Below are 11,458 nucleotides of genomic sequence, written 5' to 3' on the forward strand. Positions count from 1 at the left end.
AGGCGGCCATTCTAGCGCCGACGTCCGGTGATGCGCACCCAGCCATCACGATTGGCGATCGGGTCCAGGTCAAAGTCCGCAGCATAAGCGGCGGCGACTTCTTCGCCCTGTTCGGCGAGGATGCCCGACAACGCCAAGCGTCCGCCGGGCTTGACCAGGCCCGACAATTGCGGCGCCAGCGACACCAGCGGGCCAGCGAGAATGTTGGCCACCAGTACGTCGGCCTGCACGTTCGGCAGATCCTGCGGCAGGTACAGCGGGAACAGATCTTCGGCAATGTTGTTGCGCCCGGCGTTGTCGCGGGATGCTTCCAAGGCCTGGACATCGATGTCGGTGCCGACCGCTTCCTTGGCGCCCAGCAGCAGCGCGGCGATGGCCAGGATTCCCGAGCCGCAGCCGAAGTCCAGCACATCGCAGCCCATGAGGTCCTGGCCGTCGAGCCATTCCAGGCACAGCGCGGTGGTGGGGTGGGTGCCGGTGCCGAACGCCAGGCCCGGGTCCAGCAGCAGGTTCACCGCGTCAGGTTCCGGCGCGGCATGCCAGCTCGGCACGATCCACAGGCGCTGGCCGAAACGCATCGGCTGGAAGTTATCCATCCAACTGCGTTCCCAATCCTGGTCTTCGATCACTTCGCTGTGATGCTCGGGCAACGGGCTGCCGGTCAGCAGCTCCAGGTGGGCGAGCACGCTGGCCGCCTCGGTGCCGCCTTCGAACAACGCCAGCAAGTGGGTGTGGGACCACAGTGGGGTGGTATTGAGCTCAGGCTCGAAGATCGGCTGGTCTTCGGCGTCCATGAAAGTCACCGACACGGCACCGACTTCAAGGAACGCATCTTCGTAGGTTTCGGCTTGTTCCGGGCTGATGGCCAGGCGTACTTGCAGCCAAGGCATGGCGGGCACCTTTGAAAAAATCGACAGGGGGGCAGCACGGAGCTGCAAAGGCGCGCAGTGTACGCCAGGTCGTCATCAAAGTGGATAAGCGAGTCTGGCGCGATAGGCCGTGGTGTTTCCCTATATATATGTACGGCATCGCGGTGTCGCGACGTGGATAAGGTGTCGGTCCACACAACAAGGAGCGATGTGTATGGACACCATCACCGAATCCAATCGAAACAAGGACGGCGGCGCAGCGGCATCGTCCACGCCCCAGGCAATCCTGGATAAGCTGACGCGTTGGCAGTCTGCAATCGACTCGCGATTGCAGACCCAGATGACCCTGCTGGAAACGCTGGAGCAGTATTTGCTGGTCGAGCTGCGCACGCACCATCACGAGGGCAATGTCGATCCCTATTTCATCGGCACGCTGCTGGATACGGTGCTGCAGCGCATGATCGATCAACGTCCCGTGACCTATGAAGAGCAGCAGGATGCGCCTTATCGCTGGCCCGGCGGGGCCGACCGGGGCTTTGCGGCCGAGCGTCGGGATGCTCTTGTCCAAGCGGTGGAAGGTACCGCCTCGAATTTAATCCGCCATTACACCGATTACCTGCGGCGGCATTGGGAAACAGCAGGGTTCGACGCCTCGCTTGAAAACATCATCCAGCAAAAACTGGATGGGCATCTGGCGGCTATCGAAAGGCTTTTCCAGCCCGAGCAACAAGCCGGGCGGGATATCGAGACGCTGCGTGAGGCAATCCATAGCCTCCAGGATAACTGGCGTCGGATGGGGCAACCGACCGAGTTGGCCACCGCGCAAGAGCGCCAGGCGCTGGACGCATTGGCGCGTTCGCAGTTGCCGGACTGGCTGCGGTGGCTGAGCGATGCAGACCGTGAGCGGCTGGAAGCTCTTCAGGAGCGAGTTTCCGAAGCGCAGGCCCGGGTAGACGAGTTGCTCGATGGGCTGGGTTCGCTGACAGACTTCGCCCGATACTTGGTCAAGGACCGCGTCAGGCGTGAACTGGACATGGAGGTTGAGCCTGATAGTGTCCGGGTGCAGGTGCAGTGGCAAACCGTAGTGGGCCGACCGGTGGAAACCCGCACCTTGACCGAGCTGGTAGCGGCGGGTCCCACCCGGCCTGATGCCCTATCTGTTCGCCTGGTTGAAAACGGCGGCATGTTGCGTAACCAGCCGCTTGCACCCGAGTTCATCACAAGATTGCTATCGGACCTGGACGCCTCGGCTGAATATTGGCCTGCGCTTTCGACCCAATACGACCGCCTGGACTTGAAGATGGCCATGCTCGATTGGTGCGTCTTGCGATTGCAGCACAGTGTGTTCGTTGCGCGTTGCGCCGGCCATCTGACCGGGGCCGATTACGATGAGATCCGCGCGACGTCATCGCAAGCCGACGGCGGCCGGCGAGTCTGCAATGTCGTGCTGCCGAATGCGGTGCGCTGTGCTGACCTCTTGTTGTTCTATCGCGAAGATAGACCGGGTGAGGCCAGCGAATTACTTCTGTATGCCCCTGGCAAGCCGGATGGTCAGGAGTGGATCAAGTTGGCTTCGCTTCGGGCTGTGAGTGCCGAGATAGGGCTGTGGACCGAAAACGAAGCCGGTCGCGAATATTTGTTGCAGCAGCTCTCTCCGGCTGATCGTGCCGTTGCTCGGGAGTATTTCATCGGCGTCATGCACAAGCCGACTCATTGGGACCTTGATCAGGATCCCAGGGGGACGGTACACGGTTTCAGGGCCTGTCTTGAGGCCGCTGTGTTGGCAGGATTGGCAAACAACCTGTTGCAGGTGGCGTTGAGTGATTCGCCTGCGTGGTATCGCGTTTTGCCGCTTGCCAGTCGGCAAATCATCCGCGGGCTGAACCAGGAGTTCCTGGTCCATCAAAAAACTTTCGATGAGCAGTTCAAGGATTACGAAGTCTTCATGGACTTTGCCAAGCGTACCGTCACGCAAGCAATTGCACCTTACATGCGCAGCAAGGGCGTGGAGGGGTCGGTAGACCCGGAAACGGTGCTTATCGATTACCGCCCAGGGCTGGGAAATGAAAAGAAGGTAGCCAATCTGCTGGACTTGACCCTCTACGGCTATGACGACAACTCGGGTATCGACCATCCGGCCAAAGGTGTGCGTTCCTCGGTTGGGCAGGATCTGCGGCAGGTCCGTAGCGTCGATCTGGGACAATACATTCGACGGGCCTACCTGGGCGAGCAGTACGCCAGGGAAATCCGCAGCAAGTTCCTGGATAGCCGGGCTCCGGAATATGCGAAGCGCCGCGATGCCTTGCGTTACATGTTGCTGACGAGAATGGACCGTGATTTGCGAATCGTCTATGGCCAGTCTGTATTGAGCGACGATGAATACCAATGGCTTGCCCGGCAAGTCACGCTGCTGAGCCAGTGGGTACCTGGGCAAAGGCGTGTGCATTCCACAGCTTTGGTGACGAGCGAAGGCGTGATGAACTTCACTGTCGGCGGCCATGTTGCGTTGGGCGTATACGTTTTTGCTTATTTTGCCCCCAGGAGCGCCTATTGGTTGTACACGCCCGATGCGCCTGACGGTATCGTCTTTCGCCGATACGTTGAGTTCGCCGGGAGCGTTGCTGCACAGCTGCATGATTACGTATTGGAGCGAGTCGCCTTGGTCGCGCGTGACGCCGTACGCACATCGCTACGGGCTCTGGCGGCCGGCACCACTCGTGTGGATGGGGTACGTGAATTCAATCGGGTCGTTGATATCAGCGCGCAATTCGATATGTACATCGAGCGTGCCATCACCGACGTGCAAGACATCACCACCAGTCGTGCGGAGGTGATCAAGCATCAGATCGTCAAAGGGCTGCTTTTCGCGGCGGCTCCTGTTTGCATGATCTATCCCCCTTTTGCCTTGCTGTTGGACGTCGTTTTTATCGGCATCACCTCCAAGCAGGCAATCGACGCGCACAGGCAAGGTGATACGCAGGGGGCGCTTGGCCACTGGATGGCCGCATCGTGGGGTGTGCTGTTTGCCACGCTGGGGCCATGGATGGTCGCCAAGTTGATAGGGTGGGCCGTCAAGGGGCTGAATCTGCTCGCCAGGCCAATGTCGTTGGCTGCCCAGCGCTTGAGAAGCGTGACCACCGTCGCCGCCAAGGAAAGCGGGCCGGTAATCAGAACCCTGCATTTCAAGCCGAAACAGGCAGTCAGGAAAACGCCTGACAACCTGCAGCTCGTGACTGACGACAGTATTTTTTACGGCACCTACCGCAGTCCTTCCAGCGCAGCGCAACCGCAAGGCACCTACTACATAAAAAGCGCGGGCAAGTATTACCAAGTCAGGAAGGATGCTTATTTCGACGGTTTGTGCCTGGTGGACGCTCGCCGTCCCGGTGCGCTCTACAAGCTTCCCATACGCAGGGTGGCGGATGGCAAATGGGTGCACAACTCAGTCGGCTTGAGAGGGGGCAACGATAATTTGCGCAACCTGGGGCGAGTGAGGGATTTGCGTGAGGCATTTCCCGGGCATGTTTCGCCGGACGTGACGAGGGGAGCGCTCCAGGGTGAAGCCGTGGTGGCAAGGTTCAGCGAGGCCGTGACGGACAACTACTTGTTTTCGCTTAATGCGCAGGCATGCGTAGTCGCTTCGTTGTACAACCCGGCCACTCGGGTGGGGGCGGTGATTCATTTTGATCACAACATCCGGGCGCTGATCGAGCGTTGTATTCGCGAGGTCAAACAGCGCCTGGGCGGCACCGCCAGAAATATTCGCGCTACCTTGGTGGGTGGCGACTGGCTGACGACGGCGGACGACATTGGCGGGCCGGTCAGGTTGATGATGCGGCGCCAGGGATTGCAGCCTACCTGGGACCACTGGTCGTATTCGTCCTGCTTCGGGAACACCTATGGTGTTGCACTGGACCTGCGCACGGGTGTCACTTCCGTATTCAAGACCTCGCAGAGTCAGCCTGAACGCTACTACAGGCCCTTGTTGGCGAGAGCAAGGCATGGCACCGATCCGGTGTCGCTGCGGGCGCGCGGATTCATGGCGCGCTTCAGCGCCGAGCCGTTGAAGGCAGATGCCAGCGGTGCCGTTCGCACCACTCAAGGCCGGTCGGCGACACCTGCGCAACTTGCGTTGAACGAGTTCTCCATGGTGGTGTTGAGCTGATTTCGAGACAAAAAAAGACCCCGGGCCAAAAACGGACCGGGGTCTTTTTACATCCGCTGAAACATCAGTGCTGGTTGCCCAGCTTGTGTTCCAGGTAATGGATGTTGACGCCGCCTTTGCAGAAGCCTTCGTCGCGGACGAGGTCGCGGTGCAGCGGGATGTTGGTCTTGATCCCGTCTACCACGATTTCGTCCAGCGCATTGCGCATGCGCGCCATGGCTTCGTCACGGGTCGCCCCGTAGGTGATCAGCTTGCCGATCAACGAGTCGTAGTTCGGCGGAACCGCATAACCGCTGTACAGGTGCGAATCGACGCGAACGCCGTTGCCGCCTGGGGCATGGAAATGCTTGACCGTGCCTGGGCTTGGCATGAAGGTCTTCGGGTCTTCGGCGTTGATCCGGCACTCCAGCGAGTGACCGCGGATGACCACGTCATCCTGGGTGAACGACAGCTTGTTGCCGGCGGCGATGCTGAGCATCTCCTTGACGATGTCGATACCGGTGACCATTTCCGAAACCGGGTGCTCCACCTGAACACGGGTGTTCATTTCGATGAAATAGAAACGACCGTTTTCGTAGAGGAACTCGAAGGTGCCGGCGCCACGGTAGCCGATGTCGATACAGGCCTTGACGCAGCGAGCCAGGACTTCCTGGCGAGCCTGCTCGTCGATGCCCGGTGCCGGTGCTTCTTCGAGGACCTTCTGGTGACGACGTTGCAGCGAGCAATCGCGGTCGCCCAGGTGGATGGCATGGCCTTGACCGTCGGACAGTACCTGGACTTCGACGTGACGTGGGTTGGTCAGGAATTTTTCCAGATAAACCATCGGGTTGCCGAACGCCGCGCCTGCTTCGGAGCGGGTCAGTTTGGCCGAGGAAATCAGGTCTTCTTCCTTGTGCACCACACGCATGCCGCGACCACCACCGCCGCCAGCGGCCTTGATGATCACCGGATAACCGACTTCGCGACCAATGCGCAAAGCAGTTTCTTCGTCTTCAGGCAGCGGACCGTCGGAACCCGGAACGGTCGGTACGCCGGCAGCGATCATGGCGTGCTTGGCCGAAACCTTGTCGCCCATCAGGCGGATGGTGTCGGCTTTCGGACCAATGAAGGCGAAGCCGGAGTTTTCCACCTGTTCGGCGAAGTCGGCGTTTTCCGCCAGGAAACCGTAGCCAGGGTGAATGGCGGTGGCACCGGTCACTTCGGCGGCGGCGATGATCGCCGGGATGTGCAGGTAGGAATGCGCAGCCGACGCCGGACCGATGCAGACGGATTCGTCCGCCAGGCCCAGGTGCATCAGTTCTTTGTCGGCCTTGGAGTAAACGGCGACGGTCTTGATGCCCATCTCTTTGCAGGCACGCAGAATCCGCAGGGCGATCTCACCGCGGTTAGCGATCAGAACTTTTTCCAACTTCGCAGTCATCAAAGGCTCTCCGCGGTTCAAACGATGGTGAACAGCGGTTGGTCGTACTCAACCGGCTGGCCGTCTTCAACGAGGATGGATTCGATCACACCGCTGGTTTCAGCTTCGATGTGGTTCATCATCTTCATGGCTTCGACGATGCACAAGGTGTCGCCTTTCTTCACGGTCTGGCCGACTTCAACGAACGACGGCGAGGATGGCGAAGACTTGCGATAGAACGTACCCACCATTGGTGAACGAGCGACGGTGCCGTTCAGCGCTGGCGCCGCAGGTGCGGCTGGTGCGGCAGCGGCTACTGGCGCGACGGCCGGAGCCGGTGCGGCAGCCGGGGCTTGCATCGGGGCCGGTGCATAGAACTGCTGGGCCGGGGTCTTGCTGTGGCGGCTGATGCGTACGGACTCTTCGCCTTCCTTGATCTCGAGCTCGTCGATGCCGGACTCTTCCAGCAATTCGATCAATTTCTTAACTTTACGGATATCCATGAATCATCAACTCCCAAGGGTCGGTCAGGGGCGTTTAACGCTTGTTGTTCAAGCTGTTGCCTGTTTTTCAAGCTGCTCTAGAGCGGCCTCCAGGGCCAGTCGGTAACCGCTGGCGCCAAGGCCGCAGATCACTCCCACCGCTACATCCGAGAAGTAAGAGTGATGGCGGAAAGGTTCGCGTTTGTGCACGTTGGACAAATGCACTTCGATGAATGGGATGCTCACCGCCAGCAGCGCGTCACGTAATGCGACACTTGTGTGTGTAAAAGCTGCTGGATTGATCAAAATGAAATCCACGCCTTCGCCACGCGCGGCATGGATGCGGTCGATCAGCTCATATTCGGCGTTGCTTTGCAGATAGAGCAAATGGTGGCCGGCATTGCGGGCCCGCTGCTCCAGGTCCTGGTTGATCTGGGCCAGTGTCACCGCGCCGTAGACGCCCGGTTCGCGGGTGCCCAGCAGGTTCAGGTTGGGTCCGTGCAGGACCAAGAGGGTCGCCATCTGCTGTTCCTTGTTATCTGTGAGCAGGTGTCAGAACCCGGAGACTATGCCGCAAAGCCTTAATGACTGTCCAGTTCTCGGCAATAGCCAGCACGTTGACCGATGTTTGCGCGAAATTTATGACCGGGGTCTCTGATCCGGTCATACGGTTGGAAGCCGAACCCTGTAGGAGCGGGCTTGCTCGCGAAGACGGCTGCACAGTTAAAATCGTGGCTAACTGACCCACCGCTTTCGCGAGCAGGCTCGCTCCCACAATGGATGTGTGGTGTTTATTGAAGTCACACCCGAAACGCCTGCACCGCGGTATGCAGCCGTCCGCCGAGCACCAGCAAGTTGTCGCCCTGTTCTCGCCCTTGGCCGATGCGCTGCAGATTGTCTCCACCCAATTGATGTATCCGCTCGCTGTGGTCGCGGATCTCGCTGACGGCGTCGCTTTGCTGGGCGGTGACATCGGCGATTCTCACGGCCGTATCGGCGATGGTCTGGATGGCGCCGACAATGGTGTCCAGCGCGCCGTCGGCCGCTTGTGCCTGGTTGGCGGTGGCTTCGGCGTGTTCGACCTGGGCACGCATGCCGTCCACCGACTGGCGCGCGGCCAGTTGCAAGCGGGCGATCAGCGCCTGGATTTCCGAGGTGGCGCCAGCCGTGCGCTGGGCCAGGGAGCGGACTTCCTCGGCCACCACCGCAAAGCCGCGGCCCATCTCCCCGGCGCGGGCGGCTTCGATGGCGGCGTTGAGGGCCAAGAGGTTGGTCTGGTCGGCAATCGAGCGAATGACCGTCAGCACGCCGCCAATGGTCGCCGATTCCTCGGCCAGTTGTTCGATCATCTGCGCGTTGCCTTGCACCTCGCCCACCAGCGCATGGAGGCCGGCGAGGCTCTGGCCGATGACTTTCTGCCCGTGCTCCACCGCATTCCCGGCGCTGCGACTGGCATCGGCGGCCTGGCTGGCGTCGCCGGCCACCTGTTGGATGGTTGCCTCGAGTTCGCTGAGGGAATCACGAATCATCGCGGTATCGCCCGCCTGGTGTTCGGCGCCGCTGTGCAGCTCGCCGCTCAGTTCGGCCAAGGCCCGGCTGCTGCCGGCCACTTGCTCGGCGTTCTGGCGGATGGCGCCCACCAAGTCCACCAGATAAGCCCGCAGGCGGTTGAGAGAGGCTTCGATATCCTTCAGTTCACGGTTGCTGGCACCCACGTGGATATCGCCGCTGAAATCTCCTTCTGCCCAAGTCGACAAGGCTGGAGCGAGGCGGGTCAACGTCCGGGCCAGGCGCCGCTGCAGGGTATCGATCAGCAGTGCGATCAGCAGGATCAGGCCGATCATCACGCCTTGGATCATGCGCACCTCGCCCTGGATTCGTCCGTGCTGGGCGCGCACCGCGGGCTCCATGGCATCAATCGCTTGTTGTACATTGGTGGTTTTCAGGTGCGAAGCATCGCTCAGTTCGGTGCGTTTCTGAATCAATTCGCGGGTGCGGGCCAGTTCCGCCGGGTAACGTCCGAGCAGGCTGTTGAGCTCACGCTTGAGCGCGATACCGGCGTCTTCGGTAGCGACCTTTTCCTGGGACTCCAAACCCATCATGGCGGCGAAATCATCACTGCCCGATTCGCTGCTGGCGGTGACGCCGAGCAATGGCAGGCTATCGAGCTGTTGGGCCTGGGCGCGGATACTGGCAAGTTCCCTTTCGACGTCGGCGGCCAATTCGCTACGGCCACTGCTGACGAGTTTGTCTCGGGTGAGGGACAACCGGCCCAGATGCTGCGACGCGGCGAACAGCGGCGGCAGATAAGCGGGCGCGCCGTTGGCGTACTGGGCCAACTGATCGAGGCTGGCGCTCAGTTCCCGTTCGGCTTGCAACAACAGGGCCTGGGGGTCGCCGGCCAATTTGCCGGCGCCCAGCAGGTCGGTCTTGCTGAAGCTGTCGAGGTTCGCCAGGCTCGGGCGCAGGGTCTTGGCCAGGTCCGGGGGGAACTGGTCCAGTTCGTTTTGCAAGCTTTCCAGCGCTTGGGTGGCCGCGCTGAGGCGCAGGGCGTCGCCGCTGGCCAGGTAATCCTCGATGTTGCGTGCCACTTCGCCCTGGAACTGCCGCGACAGGCCCAGGTAGCGTTCCATGAGTAGATACGGACGTTCCAAGGCGATCTGCGACCACCAAAGGGTGGCGCCAAGGCCAAGGCACACGGCAACTAAAAGAAGGGTGTTGAGATTGGTCAGCAGCTTCAGGCGCATCAAGGGTCTACCGGGGGCAGAATCGTAAGTGCCTGAAGTTATTGCGTTTACGTTACACGTTTATGACCGAATCGGTGGATTCCGATGAAAAGGTGGCACTTTGCTTTGATTGCCTGGCGCTCTGTACCCGGTTGCGCCCTGCGTGCTTGGCGCGGTACAGCGCTTCGTCCGCCTGGCTGGCCATCATCAGGCTGTCGGACTCCTCGCTCATCTCCACCACCCCGGCGCTGAAAGTGCACCACAGGTCTTGCGGTTGGGCTGGGTAATGGATTTCGGCAAAACGCTGGCGGATTTCGTCCAGTACCTTGCAGGCCGCATCGATGTCGGTATCGGGCATGACGATGGCGAATTCTTCGCCGCCATAGCGTCCGATGAAATCGGTCTTGCGCAGCCGCTGTTTGAGAAACAGCGCCAGGCTCTTGATCACCCGGTCGCCCATGGGGTGGCCGTGGCTGTCATTGACTCGCTTGAAATGATCGATGTCCAGCATCGCGAAGCTCAGCGGCTTGCCCTCGCGGCGGGCGCGGAAGCTGCAGTCTTCGAGCAATTGCAGGATGTGGGTGTGGTTGTAGAGGCCGGTGAGGCTGTCGCGGACCATCCGCGCCTTGAGATTGCGCGCCCGGGCTGCGCGGTTGCGCACTGTGGTGATCAGGTGCCGGGGCTTGATCGGTTTGGTCAGGAAGTCATCGCCGCCTTCGCTCATGGCGTCGAGCTGCTTGTCCAGATCGTCTTCGGCGGACAGGTAGATGATCGGCACGCTGACATAGCGGTCGTTGTGGCGAATCACCTTGGCCAGTTCCGTGCCGGTGCAGGCGGGCATGTACATGTCGAGAATGATCAGGTCGGGCTGGAAATCCGCCAGTTCGGCCATGGCCTGGATCGGCTCGATGAGTGTGCGGGTGACGATGCCTGCGCTGTTAAGCAGGCGCTCGGTGTGCAAGGCCTGGGCGCGGGAGTCATCGATGATCAGCACTTTATAAGGTTCGTACTGGGCGACGCAGGTCAGCACTTCGATCTTTTCCAACAGGCTCGAGGCTTCGAGCGTGCCGGTGAGAAATTCCTGGCCACCGGCGCGCACCGCTGCCAGGCGGGTGGGTGTGTCGGTTTCGAGCAGGCTGAAGAAAAGCAATGGAATGGCCTGGTCGAGTCCTTCCTGGGCTTGGGCCGCTAAGGTCAGGCCCGCGCCGGGGCCGCTGAAATCCACATCCATGACGATCGCCGCGGGCAGGCGCTCGATCATCGAGGCCCGGAACGCCGCGACACTGTCCAGCGCCTGGGCACTGAGGCCGAAGAATTCCAGTTGCTTGGCCAGCCGTTCGGCGCGGTCGTGGTCTTGCAGCATCACGTAGATCGGCTTGCGCAGCGGCGGCAAGAAGGTCTGCTCGAGCTGGTCGCCGTGGCGCAGGCCGGTGCGGGACAGGCGTTGCATCAAGCGATTGATCTCGGTGATCAAATGGCTGCTGAGGCGCCCACGATTGGCGTCCACCGCCTGCAGCGACTGGCTGATGCCTTGGGCGAGCTGGCAATGCTCGGGCTGTTCGAAACGCTCGGCAAAGCGCAGCAGGCGCAAATTGGCTTCGCTGAGCTCGGACAGGTCGTTACTCGACCACTCGCTGCGTTGCAGGCGCTGCCATATCTCGAGGATCTGGCGAGCCTGGTGAATTACCCGCTGGGCAAAGTGGTGCTTGAGGCGCTCACGGCTGGGGTCTTCTGACTCGGTCATATCCTGACTACTAGTTAGGGGGCATGCTGAGATCGACTGGTGGCTCTATGCTAGCACCTCTTTTCCCTTACAT

Annotated in this window: 7 protein-coding genes; 1 reads left to right on the forward strand and 6 read right to left on the reverse strand. The window is 60.8% G+C overall.

What is annotated here, in order from left to right:
• Positions 1-11 precede the first annotated feature (11 nt).
• Complete coding sequence (gene prmA / locus JMN22_RS22545; RefSeq protein WP_030138026.1) at positions 12-890, reverse strand: 50S ribosomal protein L11 methyltransferase; 879 nt, start codon at positions 888-890, stop codon at positions 12-14.
• A 193-nt stretch (positions 891-1,083) separates the two neighbouring features.
• Between prmA and JMN22_RS22550 the strand changes: the two genes are divergently transcribed.
• Positions 1,084-5,034 carry a DUF6543 domain-containing protein gene (locus JMN22_RS22550; protein ID WP_198797867.1) on the forward strand — a complete coding sequence of 1,317 codons (3,951 nt, stop codon included), beginning with the start codon at positions 1,084-1,086 and terminating at the stop codon, positions 5,032-5,034.
• Positions 5,035-5,098: 64 nt separating this feature from the next.
• On the opposite strand, the gene accC is transcribed toward JMN22_RS22550, so the two are convergent.
• The 5 genes from accC to JMN22_RS22575 all read right to left on the reverse strand — a co-directional run bounded on the left by accC (position 5,099) and on the right by JMN22_RS22575 (position 11,385).
• Positions 5,099-6,454 carry an acetyl-CoA carboxylase biotin carboxylase subunit gene (accC, locus tag JMN22_RS22555; RefSeq protein WP_030138028.1) on the reverse strand — a complete coding sequence of 452 codons (1,356 nt, stop codon included), beginning with the start codon at positions 6,452-6,454 and terminating at the stop codon, positions 5,099-5,101.
• Between the two features lie 17 nt (positions 6,455-6,471).
• The gene (accB, locus tag JMN22_RS22560) at positions 6,472-6,936 is read right to left on the reverse strand and encodes an acetyl-CoA carboxylase biotin carboxyl carrier protein (protein WP_198797868.1); all 465 of its coding nucleotides are present in this window, start codon (positions 6,934-6,936) and stop codon (positions 6,472-6,474) included.
• A 48-nt stretch (positions 6,937-6,984) separates the two neighbouring features.
• On the reverse strand, positions 6,985-7,437 hold the full coding sequence (aroQ, locus tag JMN22_RS22565) for a type II 3-dehydroquinate dehydratase (protein WP_018605716.1): 453 nt from the start codon (positions 7,435-7,437) through the stop codon (positions 6,985-6,987).
• Between the two features lie 278 nt (positions 7,438-7,715).
• On the reverse strand, positions 7,716-9,662 hold the full coding sequence (locus tag JMN22_RS22570) for a methyl-accepting chemotaxis protein (protein WP_198797869.1): 1,947 nt from the start codon (positions 9,660-9,662) through the stop codon (positions 7,716-7,718).
• Between the two features lie 52 nt (positions 9,663-9,714).
• Complete coding sequence (locus JMN22_RS22575) at positions 9,715-11,385, reverse strand: response regulator (RefSeq protein ID WP_030138031.1); 1,671 nt, start codon at positions 11,383-11,385, stop codon at positions 9,715-9,717.
• Positions 11,386-11,458: the final 73 nt, after the last annotated feature.

Source organism: Pseudomonas sp. HB05, assembly GCF_016756915.1.
GTDB classification, from domain to species: domain Bacteria; phylum Pseudomonadota; class Gammaproteobacteria; order Pseudomonadales; family Pseudomonadaceae; genus Aquipseudomonas; species Aquipseudomonas alvandae.

Bases quoted from the DNA above. Each gene is read 5' to 3' on its own strand.
- prmA (WP_030138026.1), bottom strand. From the start codon at position 890: ATGCCTTGGCTGCAAGTACGCCTGGCCATCAGCCCGGAACAAGCCGAA.
- JMN22_RS22550 (WP_198797867.1), top strand. From the start codon at position 1,084: ATGGACACCATCACCGAATCCAATCGAAACAAGGACGGCGGCGCAGCG.
- accC (WP_030138028.1), bottom strand. From the start codon at position 6,454: ATGACTGCGAAGTTGGAAAAAGTTCTGATCGCTAACCGCGGTGAGATC.
- accB (WP_198797868.1), bottom strand. From the start codon at position 6,936: ATGGATATCCGTAAAGTTAAGAAATTGATCGAATTGCTGGAAGAGTCC.
- aroQ (WP_018605716.1), bottom strand. From the start codon at position 7,437: ATGGCGACCCTCTTGGTCCTGCACGGACCCAACCTGAACCTGCTGGGC.
- JMN22_RS22570 (WP_198797869.1), bottom strand. From the start codon at position 9,662: ATGCGCCTGAAGCTGCTGACCAATCTCAACACCCTTCTTTTAGTTGCC.
- JMN22_RS22575 (WP_030138031.1), bottom strand. From the start codon at position 11,385: ATGACCGAGTCAGAAGACCCCAGCCGTGAGCGCCTCAAGCACCACTTT.